This window comes from Bacillus sp. JK62 (genome assembly GCF_053663455.1).
In genome coordinates, this window is the sequence record NZ_JBSJQA010000006.1 from 76,095 (window position 1) to 92,012 (window position 15,918).

General features: G+C 46.6%; 23 protein-coding genes. 19 read left to right on the forward strand and 4 right to left on the reverse strand.

The genetic code is table 11. The features are described 5' to 3' along the window. Positions 1-27: 27 nt before the first annotated feature. Together ACWJJ4_RS14175 and ACWJJ4_RS14180 are read right to left on the reverse strand one after the other, a co-directional pair. Positions 28-984, reverse strand: coding sequence for a CgeB family protein (locus tag ACWJJ4_RS14175; RefSeq protein WP_063095002.1), 957 nt, complete (start codon positions 982-984; stop codon positions 28-30). 6 nt (positions 985-990) lie between these two features. Further along, a complete protein-coding gene (locus tag ACWJJ4_RS14180) occupies positions 991-1,422 on the reverse strand; it encodes a hypothetical protein (protein WP_003153666.1) in 432 nt (143 codons plus the stop codon). 210 nt (positions 1,423-1,632) lie between these two features. Here ACWJJ4_RS14180 and cgeC point away from each other — a divergent pair, with 210 nt between their 5' ends. The 15 genes from cgeC to ACWJJ4_RS14255 all read left to right on the forward strand — a co-directional run bounded on the left by cgeC (position 1,633) and on the right by ACWJJ4_RS14255 (position 13,408). Continuing rightward, on the forward strand, positions 1,633-1,932 hold the full coding sequence (gene cgeC, locus ACWJJ4_RS14185; protein WP_079891442.1) for a spore maturation protein CgeC: 300 nt from the start codon (positions 1,633-1,635) through the stop codon (positions 1,930-1,932). 64 nt (positions 1,933-1,996) lie between these two features. Next, complete coding sequence (locus ACWJJ4_RS14190; RefSeq protein ID WP_454021737.1) at positions 1,997-3,268, forward strand: glycosyltransferase family 2 protein; 1,272 nt, start codon at positions 1,997-1,999, stop codon at positions 3,266-3,268. Positions 3,269-3,306: 38 nt separating this feature from the next. Continuing rightward, the gene (locus tag ACWJJ4_RS14195) at positions 3,307-4,086 is read left to right on the forward strand and encodes a GNAT family N-acetyltransferase (RefSeq protein WP_454021738.1); all 780 of its coding nucleotides are present in this window, start codon (positions 3,307-3,309) and stop codon (positions 4,084-4,086) included. A 78-nt stretch (positions 4,087-4,164) separates the two neighbouring features. Further along, a complete protein-coding gene (locus ACWJJ4_RS14200; protein WP_014418145.1) occupies positions 4,165-4,311 on the forward strand; it encodes a YjcZ family sporulation protein in 147 nt (48 codons plus the stop codon). 137 nt (positions 4,312-4,448) lie between these two features. Next, on the forward strand, positions 4,449-4,895 hold the full coding sequence (locus ACWJJ4_RS14205; protein ID WP_014305226.1) for an AraC family transcriptional regulator: 447 nt from the start codon (positions 4,449-4,451) through the stop codon (positions 4,893-4,895). A gap of 267 nt (positions 4,896-5,162) precedes the next feature. Continuing rightward, the gene (locus tag ACWJJ4_RS14210) at positions 5,163-6,494 is read left to right on the forward strand and encodes an aspartate aminotransferase family protein (RefSeq protein ID WP_024085487.1); all 1,332 of its coding nucleotides are present in this window, start codon (positions 5,163-5,165) and stop codon (positions 6,492-6,494) included. 6 nt (positions 6,495-6,500) lie between these two features. Next, positions 6,501-7,190, forward strand: coding sequence for a CoA transferase subunit A (locus ACWJJ4_RS14215; RefSeq protein ID WP_454021739.1), 690 nt, complete (start codon positions 6,501-6,503; stop codon positions 7,188-7,190). Beyond that, entirely contained in the window at positions 7,175-7,870 is a 696-nt protein-coding gene (locus ACWJJ4_RS14220; RefSeq protein ID WP_070081987.1) for a 3-oxoacid CoA-transferase subunit B, read from the forward strand. Before ACWJJ4_RS14215 ends, ACWJJ4_RS14220 begins: the two co-directional genes overlap by 16 nt. After that, complete coding sequence (locus ACWJJ4_RS14225) at positions 7,842-9,143, forward strand: peptidase (RefSeq protein WP_003153675.1); 1,302 nt, start codon at positions 7,842-7,844, stop codon at positions 9,141-9,143. The genes ACWJJ4_RS14220 and ACWJJ4_RS14225 overlap by 29 nt, the downstream gene beginning before the upstream one ends. Next, complete coding sequence (ablB, locus tag ACWJJ4_RS14230) at positions 9,106-9,978, forward strand: putative beta-lysine N-acetyltransferase (protein WP_167860219.1); 873 nt, start codon at positions 9,106-9,108, stop codon at positions 9,976-9,978. Before ACWJJ4_RS14225 ends, ablB begins: the two co-directional genes overlap by 38 nt. Then, entirely contained in the window at positions 9,975-11,396 is a 1,422-nt protein-coding gene (gene kamA, locus ACWJJ4_RS14235; RefSeq protein ID WP_031379013.1) for a lysine 2,3-aminomutase, read from the forward strand. Before ablB ends, kamA begins: the two co-directional genes overlap by 4 nt. Then, on the forward strand, positions 11,393-11,671 hold the full coding sequence (locus ACWJJ4_RS14240) for a YokU family protein (protein ID WP_053573288.1): 279 nt from the start codon (positions 11,393-11,395) through the stop codon (positions 11,669-11,671). Before kamA ends, ACWJJ4_RS14240 begins: the two co-directional genes overlap by 4 nt. A gap of 74 nt (positions 11,672-11,745) precedes the next feature. Further along, complete coding sequence (locus ACWJJ4_RS14245) at positions 11,746-11,970, forward strand: YozE family protein (RefSeq protein WP_003153684.1); 225 nt, start codon at positions 11,746-11,748, stop codon at positions 11,968-11,970. 253 nt (positions 11,971-12,223) lie between these two features. Then, positions 12,224-12,586: a glyoxalase gene (locus ACWJJ4_RS14250; protein WP_454021740.1), complete on the forward strand. Its 363-nt coding sequence runs from the start codon at positions 12,224-12,226 to the stop codon at positions 12,584-12,586. 141 nt (positions 12,587-12,727) lie between these two features. Further along, positions 12,728-13,408 (forward strand): hypothetical protein, encoded by a 681-nt coding sequence (locus ACWJJ4_RS14255; protein ID WP_003153690.1) that lies wholly within the window; start codon positions 12,728-12,730, stop codon positions 13,406-13,408. Here the strand turns inward: ACWJJ4_RS14255 and ACWJJ4_RS14260 are convergent. After that, positions 13,405-13,548, reverse strand: a complete 144-nt coding sequence (locus ACWJJ4_RS14260; RefSeq protein ID WP_012117771.1) for a hypothetical protein — start codon at positions 13,546-13,548, stop codon at positions 13,405-13,407. The two genes, ACWJJ4_RS14255 and ACWJJ4_RS14260, sit on opposite strands and share 4 nt — an antisense overlap. A gap of 117 nt (positions 13,549-13,665) precedes the next feature. On the opposite strand from ACWJJ4_RS14260, the gene ACWJJ4_RS14265 reads away from it, so the two are divergent. From ACWJJ4_RS14265 to ACWJJ4_RS14275, 3 genes are all read left to right on the forward strand, one after another. Further along, positions 13,666-13,839, forward strand: a complete 174-nt coding sequence (locus tag ACWJJ4_RS14265) for a YozD family protein (RefSeq protein ID WP_003153696.1) — start codon at positions 13,666-13,668, stop codon at positions 13,837-13,839. A gap of 73 nt (positions 13,840-13,912) precedes the next feature. Further along, positions 13,913-14,524: a phosphatase PAP2 family protein gene (locus tag ACWJJ4_RS14270; RefSeq protein WP_454021741.1), complete on the forward strand. Its 612-nt coding sequence runs from the start codon at positions 13,913-13,915 to the stop codon at positions 14,522-14,524. Between the two features lie 59 nt (positions 14,525-14,583). Beyond that, on the forward strand, positions 14,584-14,904 hold the full coding sequence (locus tag ACWJJ4_RS14275; protein WP_003153700.1) for a YodL domain-containing protein: 321 nt from the start codon (positions 14,584-14,586) through the stop codon (positions 14,902-14,904). 54 nt (positions 14,905-14,958) lie between these two features. Here the strand turns inward: ACWJJ4_RS14275 and ACWJJ4_RS14280 are convergent, their stop codons facing one another. Beyond that, on the reverse strand, positions 14,959-15,084 hold the full coding sequence (locus ACWJJ4_RS14280) for a hypothetical protein (protein WP_003153701.1): 126 nt from the start codon (positions 15,082-15,084) through the stop codon (positions 14,959-14,961). Between the two features lie 135 nt (positions 15,085-15,219). Here ACWJJ4_RS14280 and deoD point away from each other — a divergent pair, with 135 nt between their 5' ends. Further along, positions 15,220-15,918, forward strand: a complete 699-nt coding sequence (deoD, locus tag ACWJJ4_RS14285) for a purine-nucleoside phosphorylase (RefSeq protein WP_003153702.1) — start codon at positions 15,220-15,222, stop codon at positions 15,916-15,918.

A 15,918-nucleotide genomic window follows, 5' to 3' on the forward strand; every position in this document is an offset into this window, starting at 1 on the left:
AAGCTGCTTTTTGATGTGAAGAGCGTTTCATGAGAAAGTCTTGGAACGGATAGCCGTAAGCACAGCCGGCAGCCGGTCATACGTGTACGCCGGTACTGTCTCTTGATAATTAAGCGCCGCGATTTGTTTACGTTCACCCGGGTTTGTCATATAAAAATGGATCTTATCCGCAAAATCCGCAAACCCGCTGTAAGAAACAAATGATGAAAACGGGGGCGCGGGAGAAAGGTCTGTCAGCTGAAAGGCCTGACAAGCCGCAATGTCTAAGCTTCTCGTATTTAAACTGGTATTTTCGATGCCGCGTCCGTTCTGATTGAGCGCAAACCGATAAGAACGGTGAGGGTTTAAGACCACGTCTGCGCTGTTGTAATATAATGCGGCATGTTCGGGTTCAATCCATTCATCCATTACGAGCACATTTTGCTGCCTGGCGATTTTTTTAGGCAGATGTCTGCGCCATCCCTTCCCGATAATACGAAGCGTATACGGAAGCTTCGCCGCTGCTTTCACCAGTTCAACGCGGTTCGGATACGGGTATCCGATCAGAAGCAGATTTGTGTGAAGAGAGGCTTCAGCAGGTTGTTTCTTAAAAAGCCGCTGATTAACGGGGATCGGGACATAATATACGTGCTGTAAGCCCATTTGCCGGTAAGCATCAAGCGCGTTTTGTTCTATCGTTAAAACGGCATCGGCAAGCGGGGCGATTGTCATGCTCACATCGAAATAAAAAGGATCCTCCGTCATCCATAGATAAACGGGAATCTGTTCTGTCTTCAGCCATTGAAGCCATTCAGACGGAATACGGTCTCCCGTCATCATCAGACTGATGTCTGGTTTGAATGCCCGTATACTGCGGATGGTATCTTCCTCAAACTCAGAAACAGAAAAAAAGCGGACGGAAGACTGTAAAAAGCCTTCCTCGATCCAGCGGTCAAAATACGTGTATATGCCTTTATATCCTGAACGGATATATAAAACGTTCATATGCTGTTACGAAGTGAACGTGACACTTTCAACTTTGTCGACGTCAAGCAATGTTGTAGCAGAGCCTGCCGGTGTAACGGAATTTTCCTGCGTAACAAAAACGATTCCGTGAATTTCGTCAAAGGAAACAAATTGAACCGGGCCGATCATGTCTCCTGAATCCATCACAATGCTGATGACAGTGCCGGGCTGAATTCTTGCAAAAATCCATCTCGCCGCTAATGAAATACCGCTTCCCAATACTGATTGTGCGCTGAGACTGTCTTTCGCCGCTGCTTCATCTACTTTTGCATCAATTGCCGATTCCAATAATTCTTTTACGCTGTTTTTCACGTTATCTCCTCCATCTGTGCCGCCAGATAAAGCGCTGTTGTCAAATACAGGGGCTAAAAGAGTTTTCAATAAGTTCTTTTTAAGCTCCAAACGATCCTCGCTCATGCGGACATACACCTCCTTTAACAATTTCAACCTCACGTTTATTCATATTCCTGATTGAAGAGATTGGTATAAGTCGAATGCCGTTTTGCTTGTGTTTTTTTCAATATTTAATCAAACAGCTGAATTTTCGAATCAGGCTTTGTTTGCCTATGCGGATTGTAAGAGAATGACATACGTTGTATAGATTAAAAAATGAAGGAGAGGAATATTTTGGATTCAGGAGAAACTGTAAAACACGGGGGTTTTGAGGAGGAATTTCAGCTCGTACTGCTTCTTCTTCTTTTGTTATCTCATCAGCCGTCCGGAGATCATTCAGATTTGCGGCGTCAGCTTATAATGGCAAAAGAGCTTGGGGTTCCTGTACCGCGCGTCAATCTGATTAACGGCAGCACACTGCAGAACGTAATTGTCAAAGAAGTGCTGTCAGATTTGGCCGTTTTTCAAAATCCGCTCAATAATACGAGATCAAACGTCGCGATTTCAAGCATCGTCAGCTGGGGTGCTTTTTAATAACGGATATCAGGCTCTGTCTCTTTCGGAGCCGTTTTTTACGTTTTACAGAAGGGGTGATGGGATGGAAAAGAAGATCTCAATTATCTTAACGAGTTACAACAAACCGGATCTTGTGAAACAGGCGATTGAAAGTGTTTTGCATCAGACCTACAGCAATTGGGAGCTGTTTGTGATGGATGATCATTCAAATGAAGAAACCTCGGCTGCCATCAGTACGTATATAAAAGATCCTCGCATATATTATGACAACAGTTTTATCAATCCGGCCGAACGGCTGAAGTCGACCCGGTATGCCGTTTTGATTAATGATGCGCTTTCACGGGCCGAAGGCGAATACATCACTTATTTGACAGACGACACCGTATTTCATCCGAATAGGCTCAGCCGCATGGCGGAAGCGCTTAATCAATGCAGCGAGTTTGATGCCGTCTATTCCAGCCAGAAGGTGATACATGTAAACGGGCGCGGAACAGAACAATTCCACTTCTATCGTTTCGCTGAAGAGGTGCTTGATCAGGCCGCTTTTCTCGTTGATCACTGTTCAGTGATGCACCGGAGATCATTGCTTGAGCGTGTGAAAGAGAAGTTCGGCAGCTTTTGGGACGAAGATGTTATCCATTGGAATCACGGAGACTCTGTTTTTTGGAGCAGGCTCAACACATTTACATCATTTCTGCCGATAAAAGAAGTGTTGGATACGACCTATAAAACACCCCACTCATTTCAGAACACGTATCAATCGCTTCCGTCTGTCCTGATCGACGGATCCTTTGTAAAGGGGACGGACCAGAAAGTATATCAGCTTGACCGAAATAAAAGGAAGCCTGTAAACGAGCGCTGGCATACGTTATATGAAGGCCGAACCGTCGTCATTCCGGATCCGTTTTTATTTCAATATGAGGAAGAGGACTCCGCCAGTATTCCGAATTTTCAGCTCGTCAGGGATCAGTTTCATGTTTATTTTATAGAAGACGGGGAGAAAAGGCTGGTTGATCATAGCGCATTTCGCTTTTACCGATTTAAACGGCATGACATTCCGGCTTTAGAACGGGCCGAAATACAATCGCTTCCGGACGGTCCGCCGATCAGCCGGGGGACAGCGGGCTGTATTCAACATCTGCCCGGGAGAATGCTGTTTCGCATTGAACGGAAATTTTATGTTTATTTGAGAGGGGTTCTCCATCCGATCAGTCATGACGTAGCGAAACGCTTTTTTGCGAATCAGAAGGCGATACCCATTTCCTTTCAGCAAATTAAACAATTACCAATTGGAATGCCGTTCTATCCGGTGTACGATGAAATTATAAGAAATCTCAATATAACAAAAGGTTGAGAGATGCAGTCGGATGTGTAAGGAAAAGGAGAGCTTTTATGACCGATCAATTTGATAAAACCGAGAAGCAGTATATAGAGCTTACTTCCGGCATTCAGAGGTTCGAGCATTTCAGTGTATATACGGACCCTTTTTTGCCGCAGATTTTTTCGCATAACTTTGTTCAGCTGCACCGTACATTTCCGTTAGACAAACTGCTGCCGTTTTTTTCGTCCGTTCCGGGCATGCTTCAAGCCAATTATATTCATGTGAAAGCGTCTCCGGAGCACGCATTTCCGCTTCTTCTGAAACAAACTCTGGTAAAGCAGGGCTGCGTAGTGGAAGATGAGCTGTTTTTTGCAAGGAAACTGGCAAATGGGGACCTGCAGGCAGGACACCCGCTCACTGCTTGGGGGACGGACAAAAGCCTCGCCGACGGGTCGTCTATTATGAACATCTATGATGCCCTTTACATTGGCGAGGCGGCGGCCGAACAAAAGCTTGAGCGGAAATATCCTTTGTATAAGGACGGAACGGTTATGCTTGTCGTGTGCTACAGCGACGCCTCGCAAACGATTCCGATCGGCTGCGGAGAGCTTTTCATCAACAAAGCAGATAAAACCGCAAAAATAGAAGAAGTCGCAATTCTGGATCAATTCCAACGAAAAGGCTACGGATCGATATTGATGAATGAGCTGATGGCGGCGGCAAAGCAGAACGGCATGGAAACCGTATACCTTGTGACGTCCGGGATGGACGGTGTAAACCGCTTTTATGAAAAACTCGGTTTCAAAAGATTTCGGCGCGTGCATACAATTTTTCATTATTTTCTTACATAGTTGGGCATTCGCATAAACCAATTGGGAGTTGGCCCGCATACAATGCCGTATATCGTAAGAAGAAAGGATGATTTGCGTATGTACGGATACGGATATGGCTACGGTTGCGGCAGTTTTGGCTATGGTTACGGGCACGGCGGCTGCGGAGGCGGAACCAGCACTTTTGTGCTGATCGTTGTATTGTTTATTTTATTAATCATCGTCGGTGCGGCTTTTATTTGTTAGACTGAAAAAAATCCTATAATGAAAATCAGCCTGCAGAGAACATCACTTTCTGCAGGCTTTTTGTTATTTCCATGCTGAAAAATCAGCTTGAAAAACATTTTAATACATATTGCCTTTCTGGAGAAGGGGGAGAAAATGTGAACATAACGATTGAAGAATTACCCGAATCCAGAATTGCTTATTTCCGAAACGTCGGAGAGTATGGAGGAAAGCAAAACAAAGAACTGATGGAGTCATTTAAAAACTGGGCACAATTGAATGGCCTGCTTGATTATTCTGTCATTTTAGGAATTCCGCAAGATCATCCGAATCGTACTCCTAAAGAGAAATGCCGCTATGATGTTTGTCTTGTTATCAATCAAGACCATGTGCCTGAACCAGCCCGGATCGGTACATTTTCCGGAGGGAAGTACGCTGTTTTCTTGCTTGATCATACAAAAGAGGCAGTCAGCGGATTTTGGAACACTGTTTTTTCTGAGATCGAAAAAAATAATTTATCAATCAGAGAACAGCCCATTATCGAAAGGTATACTTTACAAAAGGTGAATCATCATTTGTGTGAAATATTGATTCCCATACAGTAAAGAAGACGGGAATTTTCCGCCTTCTGCTTATACAGATTCAGATCAAAAATGATGTGATGATGAGCTGAGCAGATAAATAGCAGAACCGAAGAAAGAATAAAATCAACAGTAGTAATAGAATTTCCAGAACGCTCTTCAGGCTGTCGGGACATCTCCGGCAGCCTGTTTTACAGAAAGGTATTTTCTGCAAAAAACTTTTTGAAGGAAAGAATGCGGTTATTCATCTGTTCATACAATGAAGCAAATGGGTTTTCGAGGTGGAAAGATATGGGGAGCTATTTAATCAAACCGGAGCTTGACGCAAATTATCCGTCAGTCAGTCATGGAAAGGGATCATATGTGTATGATCAGGAGGGGAACAAGTATCTGGACGGAGCATCGGGGGCGGTCACTTGCAATATCGGCCACGGCACGGAGGATATTATACAAGCTTTAAAAGAGCAGCTTGACTCCGTTTCGTTTGTGTATCGCTCGCAATTCACCAGTACTCCGGCAGAAGAACTGGCTTTATTTCTGGCCGATCATCTGCCGGGCGGGCTGAATTGGTCATTTTTTGTAAACAGCGGCTCAGAGGCAGTCGAAACAGCGATGAAAATGGCCGTTCAATATTGGCAGGAAAAAGGGCAATACCAAAAATCCGTCTTTCTATCAAGATGGGGAAGTTACCACGGCATTACTTTGGGAGCGCTTTCATTATCAGGGTTCTATGAACGGAGATACCGCTTCACCCAGCTGCTTGAACGGTTTCCGGCCGTTTCAGCGCCTAATATGTATCGTTCAGAGCTGCAGGGAGAGGAATTTGTGAAAGCTGCGGCGGCTGAACTGGAAACGGCTGTTCAGCGGATCGGTTCCTCATTTATCGCGGGATTTGTCGCAGAGCCGATTGTCGGAGCAGCCGGGGCGGCCATCACTCCGCCGGCAGGTTATTATGAAGCGCTTGAGGTTGTCTGCCGCAGGCACGGTATTTTGTTTATTGCGGATGAAGTCATGACGGGGCTCGGGAGAACAGGGCGGATGCTTGCTTCTGAGCATTGGGGGATCGCCCCTGATATCGCGGTGCTCGGAAAAGGGTTGGGCGCCGGTTACGCTCCGATTGCGGCAGCTGTTGCGTCTGATGACATCGTTGAAACGATCAAGCGGGGCTCCGGGGTCATTATGAGCGGACATACGTACAGTGCCAACCCATACTGTGCCAGGGCGGCGCTTGAAGTGCTTCGCTATGTCAAGAAACACGAGCTGCTTCGGCAGTCAGAGGAAAAAGGCGTAATGCTGAAGCGGAAATTAGAAGAAATCAAAGACCGCAGCGGGGTGATCGGGGATGTCCGCGGTAAAGGCCTCCTGATCGGAGTTGAATTCGTTAAGGATAAAACGACGAAGGACGTTTTTTCGAAAAAACAGGCCTTTACCGAAAAAATCATTAAAGCGGCAAAAAAACGGGGCCTGCTTATTTACCCAGCAAAGCCCGGTATTGACAGCGGAGAAGGAGACGCCGTCATCATCGCCCCGCCGTTCACGATTTCATATGCGGAGCTGGATGAGCTGTCAGATCTATTTTCCCAGTCCGCAGAAGAAGCTGAAAAAATGATGAAGAAGGATTGAGCTGATATGTCTATTTTTCATAAAAAAATCGATATTCATGAAGCAATTGCCGATGTCAAGGACGAATCTGTCATCATGTTCGGCGGTTTTGGGGGAGTGGGTTCACCTCCGTCATTAATCGAAGCGATTTTGGAAAGCGGCGTTAAAGAATTGACCGTCATCTGCAATGATGCCGGATTTCCGGAAATCGGTATCGGCCCGCTTATCGTTCATAAGCGGGTAAAAAGGCTGATCGCTTCCCATATCGGCTCAAATCCTGTCGCAGGCAGACAAATGACTGACGGAGCGCTTGAGGTGGAATTTTCGCCGCAAGGGACGCTTGCTGAACGGATTCGCGCAGGCGGAGCGGGGCTAGGCGGTATTTTAACTGATATCGGCATTGATAACGCAACCGTTTGTGAAAACAAAGAAACCGTAACGATTGACGGAAAGTCCTATTTAATTGAAAAAGCGCTGACGGCTGATTTCGCTTTTGTGTCCGCGCATATTGCTGATGAATTCGGAAATCTGACGTTTGACAAAACGGCGCGCAACATGAACCCACTGATGGCTGCTGCGGCCGAAAGAACATTTGCTGAGGCGGCAGAGATTGTGCCTGCCGGCGAACTTGACAGCGAGCATATTGTAACGCCGGGCGTTTTCGTGGAGGGTGTCGTGCAAAGTGAAGGAGTGAAGTGGAGATGGGCTTGGGAATAGCGGAAAGAGAGAGTATCGCGAGGCGGGCCGCCAGTGAAATTACCTCAGGTATGATTGTCAACCTGGGGATCGGCATTCCTTCTTTAGTGCCGAACTTTCTGCCGGCCGGCATGGAGGTAATGCTGCAGGCGGAAAACGGCGTCCTCGGTATCGGCGGTAGTCCGGAGCGCGGAGAGGAGGATGAGCTTTTATGCAATGCGGCCGGATTTCCTGTCAGTACAGTTAAGGGTGCTTCCTATTTTGATTCAGCTCTGTCTTTTGCCATGATCAGAAAAGGGCTGATAGATATTACCATTTTAGGCGCGCTCCAAGTCAGCAGGACAGGTGATCTCGCCAATTGGCTCGTGCCGGGGAAAAAAGTGCCCGGAATGGGCGGGGCGATGGAGCTTGCCCAAGGCGCGAAAAAAGTGGTTGTCGTCATGAGCCACACCGATCAGAAAGGCCGGCCGAAGCTGGTCGAAAGCTGTTCATTGCCGCTTACAGCAGCGGGCTGTGCAGATCTCATCATTACAGAGAAAGCCGTCATCAGCATAGATAAGAGGGCTTTTGTTCTTGAGGAACTGCTGAATGGCACGACCATAGACGATGTCATTCAAACAACGGATGCCGAAATCAGATTGGGAGAATGTTTTCTTAAAAGGGGGTCTGTCCATGGATCAATTAGAAAAGAAAGTCACTGAGTGGGCGGAAGAAAACACAGCAAAAGCGGTGAGCCTGCTGAAACGGCTGATCGGGGAAAAAAGCACGTTCGGCCATGAATTTAACGCACAGGCAGTCGTTTTAGAAAAACTGAGACAGTTTGACATGGATATTGATGTCTGGGAGCCGAGTGTCAAACAGTTGAAAGAGCATCCTTATTTTGTATCGGAACGCGAAGACTTCCATGAAAGCCCGAATATCACAGCCGTAAAGAAAGGGGCCGGGGGCGGAAGATCACTGATACTGAACGGACATATTGATGTTGTCCCGGAAGGAAATCCCGCCGCATGGACGTATGAACCGTTTACCGCTGTTGAAAAGGACGGCAAAGTTTACGGACGCGGTTCAACGGATATGAAGGGCGGCAATACAGCCCTCTTGTTTGCGTTAGAAGCGCTTGAAGCCTGCGGGATTACGTTAAAAGGAGATGTTCTGTTTCAAAGTGTCGTAGATGAAGAGTGCGGCGGCGCGGGAACACTGGCGGCTGTTATGAGGGGCTACAAGGCTGACGGGGCGCTTATTCCCGAACCGACTAATTTAAAGCTGTTTGTTAAGCAGCAAGGGTCTATGTGGTTCCGCATTACGGTAAGAGGATTGTCCGCACACGGCGGCACCCGCTATGAAGGGGTGAGCGCCATTGAAAAAAGCCTGCATGTCATCACAGCCCTTAAAGAGCTTGAACACGTCCGCAACGCCCGTATCACAGACCCGCTTTATCGGGACGTTCCGATTCCGGTTCCCATTAATATCGGCACCGTCCAAGGGGGAACGTGGCCATCATCGGTAGCTGACCGTGTGGTGATAGAAGGCAGGTGCGGAATAGCGCCGGATGAAACGCCCGAAGCAGTAAAAGAAGAGCTGGCAAGCTGGCTGAAAGATTTGGAGTACCGGGATGAATGGTTTAAACACCACCCCGCGGAAATAGAATGGTTTGGAGCTCAGTGGCTTCCGAATGATCTCCCGGATGAGCATCCGCTGATTTCCGCTCTGGAATCTTCTTTTGAGAAAATGAAAGGGGCAAAACCGGTTCGTGAAGCGTCCCCGTGGGGAACGGACGGAGGGCTTTTGCAGCACGCGGGACAGACACCGGTCATCGTCTTCGGTCCGGGAGAAGTCAAGGCGGCGCATCAGGCGAATGAATACATTGAAGTCCGGGCGTTAATCGATGCCGTCAAAATCATTTCTCTTTTTATCATGGAATGGTGCGGGGTGGCAGATGGGGGTGACGGAGCTGATAAAGGAACTGAGGGCTGAAAGCGGAGCGGCCGAGATTGATGCAGACCGTTTCAATGAGCGGATCAGAGTCATTCGTTATGACGGACAGATCACGGCGCTTATACCGGCCGTTTTGGCAGAAGCAAAGCAAGAAGGAGCCCAAAAGGTGATTTTCTTTGCCAAGCGCGGCGATGAGCCGGAATTTGTCAAGCATCTTTTTATTGTTGAGGGTGTCATAGACGGGTATTACAACGGGCATAAGGCTGTTGTGATGGTGCGCTATTTATCAGAGGAACGGAGACGGTCAGATTCATATGTATCAGAAGATTCGACTGTTGACTGTTTATATGAGACACCGCGGCGGGGACTGACTCAAACAGAAAGCACGCTGATGTTCAGAAAAGCGGACGAAGATGATGCAGACTGCTTATCGCACTTATATAAACATGTTTTTCTTACCTATCCGACTCCTGTCTTTAATCCCCTTTATATTAAAAAAACAATGAAAGAAAACACCATCTATTATGCCGCATTCGATCAGGATCGTCTCATTGGGGCGGCAAGCGCAGATATCAATCCGGTATTGGGGCACGCTGAAATGACCGATTGCGCGGTTCTGTCAGATTACAGGGGGAACTCCGTAACGGCACACTTGTTTAAAGCGTTGGAGCAGGAACTCGCTGGCCGGGGAATCATTCATCTTTTTTCCTTGGCCCGTGCAGCGTCTTACGGGATGAACGCCGTTTTGTATCATGCGGGATACGGCTACAGAGGCAGGCTTGTGAACAACTGCCGCATTTCAGAAGGGCTCGAAAATATGAATATATGGTGCAAGACTTTACGTTTGGCCATTCATAAGGAGGAATTCGTTTGACAAACAAATGGTTTCAGCCGAAGCGTCATTGGAAGGAGATTGAATTGTGGAAAGATGTGCCGGAAGACAAGTGGAATGATTGGCTGTGGCAGCTCACCCATACTGTAAGAACCGTCGATGACCTGAAAAAAGTCATTCATTTGACCGAAGAGGAAGAAGAAGGCGTCAGGATGTCTGTAAAAACCATTCCCCTGAACATTACGCCTTATTATGCTTCTTTAATGGATCCCGATAACCCGAGATGTCCGATCCGCATGCAGTCCGTGCCGCTGTCAGAAGAAATGCACAAAACGAAATATGACCTTGAAGATCCGCTGTTTGAAGATGAAGATTCACCGGTTCCCGGTCTTACGCACCGCTATCCCGACCGCGTTCTTTTTCTGGTGACAAATCAATGCTCGATGTATTGCCGATACTGCACCAGAAGGCGTTTTTCCGGACAGATCGGAATGGGGGTGCCGAAAAAACAGCTCGATGCGGCAATCGCTTACATCCGGGAAACGCCGGAAATCCGTGACTGCCTGATTTCCGGCGGAGACGGGCTTTTAATCAACGATCAGATTCTGGAATATATTTTGAAAAACCTGCGTGACATTCCCCACCTTGAAATTATCAGGATCGGAACGAGAGCGCCCGTCGTATTTCCGCAGCGGATAACGGATAACCTTTGTCAGATTTTGAAAAAATATCATCCGGTCTGGCTGAACACTCATTTTAATACGAGCATCGAACTGACGGAAGAATCGGTTGCGGCGTGTGAAAAGCTCGTTAACGCAGGTGTTCCGGTCGGTAACCAGGCCGTTATTTTAGCAGGCATTAACGATTCGGTGCCGATTATGAAAAAACTCATGCATGATTTAGTGAAAATCCGCGTGCGTCCGTACTATATTTATCAATGTGATTTGTCAGAGGGAATCGGCCATTTCAGAGCGCCTGTTTCAAAAGGATTGGAAATCATTGAAGGGCTGAGAGGCCACACAACAGGCTTTGCCGTGCCGACCTTTGTCGTCGACGCCCCGGGCGGAGGCGGTAAAATCGCCCTGCAGCCGAACTACTTGCTCTCCCAAAGTCCGGAGAAAGTAGTGATCAGAAACTTCGAAGGGGTGATTACATCTTATCCCGAGCCGGAAAACTATATCCCGAATCAAGCCGACGACTATTTTGAATCTGTTTTTCCGGGAACAATGGCCAAACGCGAGCCGGTCGGACTGAGCGCCATTTTCGCGGACAAAGAGGTTTCGTTCACACCGGAAAATGTATCGAGGATTGACAGAAGGAAAACGTTTACATCAAACCCTGATCATGAAACGCTGAAAGACCGCAGGGAAAAGAGAGATGAATTGAAAGAAAAGAAATTTATTGCACAGCAAAAGAAAGAGCAAAAAGCAGGATCGGAAGTCGGAGGTGAGTCGCCGTGAAGCCATGCGAGTGGTGCGGCAATCAGAAGGCGTCAGCTTGTCAGGCGGCTGTGTACTGGGAGCTTCCTGACGGTACGAGAGCCATAGAAATTACAGAAACACCCGCATTCGCCTGTTCCTCCTGCGGCATGACGTATCAGGAGGAAGCGGTCATAGCGGAAATCGAAAATCAGCTTTTTTTAGTCAATGCAAAAAAATTACCGGAAACACTCACATATCAAGAGCTGATGGGGACAGAACGGATCTTGAAACGGAATTATTTTGACTTCTCCTAGTCTTCTTTTGTTGTAATTTCACACTTGAATTGTATAATAGTACAACAAAAGACAGTCATCAGGAGGGGAAACCCATGAAATCCTTTTATCACTATTTGATGAAATACAGGCATCCCAAACCGCAGGACGCAATCAGCCGGTTTGCGAATCAGGCATACGAAGATCACGGCTTTCCGAAAACGTCAAGCGATTATCACGAGCTCAGTTCTTATTTAGAACTGAGCGCCGACTATTTAGAAACGATGGCGACATTTGATGAAGCTTGGGAAAAATATGAGACCGAGGTGCATCACGCCTGACGAAAAACCGCACATTGTGCGGTTTTTTTCTGTTGAAATCACTCGCTTATGAGGTGCCGTATGATCAAATCCCGCAATGCCGTCCGTTTTGATCAGCACGTAAACAAATCTTCCTGACGGCACGGATCATAAGGCAATAGAATGTATAGCTGCAGAGTTCACCGGATCAGACCTGCTGCCGGCGGGGTCCCGGGTAAGGAGCCTCTTTTCACTGAGAAATCATCAAACATTTAAATGAAGTGAGAGGAATCAAATGATCTATGGTGAAGCACTGACGTTTGGAAGGAAAAGGGGATTTTATGTGACAAGGTTGAAGCGGATTGAAGTTGTGGCTTCATTGAAAGCCAAAACGAGTTTGGTTCTTCATGATAAACAAGCCATTACGAATATGCAGCCGGAATTGGATCTCCATACACCTTCGATGATGTGTTTCACGGCAAATTTTGAACATCACGGCGGTGATATTGTCAACATGCCTTCGGGCCGGGTATTTACCTTTGCGTCAGGGAGAAAAAAACAAAAACTTATTCAAAATAGGCGCTTTTTGTCTCGTCATTGTTACTGCTCATTCGATCGAGAGCGCAATGCCATCAGACGCTTCTGTTACGGTAAGTGAAAAAACGCACAAGCATGTTGCGGTTTTTGACATTTTGAACAGATGCAGAAATAGATATTTCCTGTGGTTTTCATGCCCATGCGAAATGATGGCGGCCGGCATACGATAGCGTATGACAGTCCGCGGCAAGGGGGAGACAGCATGAAGCCAGATAAACCGAAATTTCAAGTGGGAGACATCGTGGTCGTCGTGATGTACGGAACCGTCGGCACCATTACGAAGGTTCATCAAATTGATAAACATTATCTTTATGAAGTCAATCATAATGAAGTGCTTTATTTTGAATCGTCCATCCAGCTTTATAAAGATTATGAGGGCGTGATCGTCGATATGGAAAAATTAGATATTGAATATGAATTTTTGATCGGCGACGTCGTATATGTAAAGGACTACGGAAAGGAATTATTCCGAGTTATCGGTCACAGAACTGAAATTTGGAGATATTTAGAGGATGGCTGGGAGGATATTATTTATGAGCTGACTCGGCTGAAAGACGGAGAGTGGCTTGAAACGGAGGAAGAGGATCTCACGCTGGTTCTGAGAAAATATGAAATGGATCAGTTTGTGCATCAGCTGCTGTTTGTCCACTATGTTGGGGAAGCATCTCATGAGATCGGCGAGGATACCGTCGCGTCTGCTCTTCTTCAGTTTGAAGGCGATGCTGATGATCCCGATGCCCTGCATGTGCTGGCGGTATCGATTGTAGATGAGCTGCTTGATATTTATAACGATTATAAGATTCTTTATCATTTGTTCGGTGACGAAGAATATAAAGATATGATGAATTTTGTGCTGGAAAGCCTGCGGGAGCATTTCAGCTAGCCGGCAAAAAAACGGACGGTGACATATAAAAACCAGGGCAGACAGCCGGCAAAGATGACAAACGACATTCCTTTCAGCACTTTTTCCAATACGATATCAAATCCATCTCCGTCCAATAAAGCCATCATTTTCGTCATCATCTTTTCTCCCTCCGGGGCTTGTTTTTTAAAAGTATATGAGCGGACAAAACGTTTAGAACTTTCGGGTATAATTTGAACGGTTTTTTCATAAAACATAAAAAAGGAGGCGGTGTTTGCATGAAAGAAATAGATCTTGTGATTGACACAGAAGAAATAGCTGATTATTTTTACAGTCAGCTTGCTATGCGCGGGTACATACCGAGTGAAGAGGAAATCTTCGAAATAGCCGACATCACCTTTGATTATTTATTAGAAAAATGTATGATAGACGAAGAGCTTGATGAAGACTGAAACTGCGGAACCGAAGTGAAAAAGCTTCGGTTTTTTCAATCAGCTCGGGAGAATGAAACATGGGGGGAAAACGTTGTACAAGCCAGCAAGTCTTTTCGCATTGTTTATTCTGCTCGCAGCAGCGATCCGGATAGAAGCCGTCCGGGCTTTTGATGAGCGTGTGATAGAAGCGGCTGTCAGGATCAGGTCTGTCTGGCTGAATGAATTGATGTTATGGATAACGGAGCTCGGCACGACCGCGGTGCTTTTGCCGCTTCTTCTTTTGACAGGCGCAGCTCTGTATATGTACAAAAAAACGCCGGATGTTGTTTTTTTGCCGCTTCTTTTTCTCATTGAACGGATTGTAAACATAAAAATAAAAGAATTGATTGAAAGAGCCAGACCCGCTTTTGAACCGCTCGTCCATGAAACCTCATACAGTTTTCCGAGCGGCCACTCCATGAATTCGGCAGTGATGTATCCCGTCATCGCTTACTTTTTGATCAAGCATGTTCCGTTTTTCACGAAAAGAAAGAGGGCCGTCACCGTCTTTACCGGAGTTCTCGTCATTCTGATCGGATTCAGCAGAATTTATTTGGGCGCGCATTTTCCGACGGATGTCCTTGCCGGATTCAGTCTCGGACTTTGCCTCATTTCGCTTTTTGCGCTCTTTGACGAAAAGTATCATCCGTTTCGACAAAAATAGAGACAGGAAAATTGAGAAAAAACGCTAATACTATTAAGAAATAAGAGGGAGGGATCTTGATGCTGTTATCGCTGCCCGTGTTTAAAAAAAAGACTTGTGCCTATGATGTGACGATTTTTCAAACACCCCGCTACGGCGAGAAAAAGGGATACAGGGTCGTCTATCGGACAGAGCTGGCCGCTGACAATCATCAAGACGCACTGGAAAGGGCATTTTCTGTTTTTAATGTGCCTGATACGGTCCCAAACGACTATCAAGCCAGATTCATAGCGACCGGAGACGTCATACTCATAGACGAAGGAAGAAAAGGAAAGACCTATTACAGGCTTAACCCTGCGGGATGGAGCAAAATTAACCGGCTGCTCGTCCAGCCGAGGTAAGACGGGGCCGGCTGAATCTTCAGCCGGCTTCCGTATTGTCTGGGAAAGACAGTGTTAAGGCTTCCGTTTAGCGGCGGAATGCTCTTTTCCATGCGCTTCATCAGCTGCAATGACGTCTGAAACGGGCACGTGATTGTTCTTTTTCTGGCCGGTCACCCGGTTGCGCTGTTTTTTGCCCATTATGTTCACTCCTTTTTCTTTAGGCTGTCATCCCGCATATTCTGCCCAAGATCGCCCTGATCATGCTGATGATTGTCTCTTACCGTTATTCAGTGTACAATGGGTGGGAGTTTGAATAGGCAGGAGGAAAAGGAAATGAGTGTACATATAAACGCAGAAAAAGGCCAAATTGCGGATACAGTGCTTTTGCCGGGAGATCCGCTCCGAGCGAAATTTATTGCGGAAACGTATCTTGAAAATGTGGAATGCTATAATGAAGTCAGAGGAATGTACGGATTTACGGGTACATATAACGGCAAAAAAGTATCAGTCCAAGGCACCGGCATGGGTGTTCCGTCTATCTCTATTTATGTGAATGAACTGATTCAAAGCTATGATGTTCAAAACTTAATCAGAGTCGGCTCATGCGGAGCCATCCGTAATGACGTGAAGGTGCGTGACGTGATTTTGGCGATGACGTCTTCAACGGATTCACAGATGAACCGTGTCGCCTTCGGCAGTGTAGATTATGCTCCTTGCGCAGACTTCGAACTGCTTCATAAAGCGTACCAGGAAGCGCAAAAAAACAATCTTCCCGTAGCGGTCGGAAGCGTATTCACCGCCGATCAGTTTTACAATGAAGACTCCCAAATCGAAAAGCTTGCCAGATACGGCGTCCTCGGCGTAGAGATGGAAACGACTGCTTTATATACGCTTGCCGCTAAATACGGCAAAAAAGCGCTGTCTATCCTGACTGTAAGCGATCACGTATTAACGGGAGAAGAAACAACGGCAGAAGAGCGTCAAACGACTTTTCATGATATGATTAAACTGGCGCTGCATACTGTATCGTAA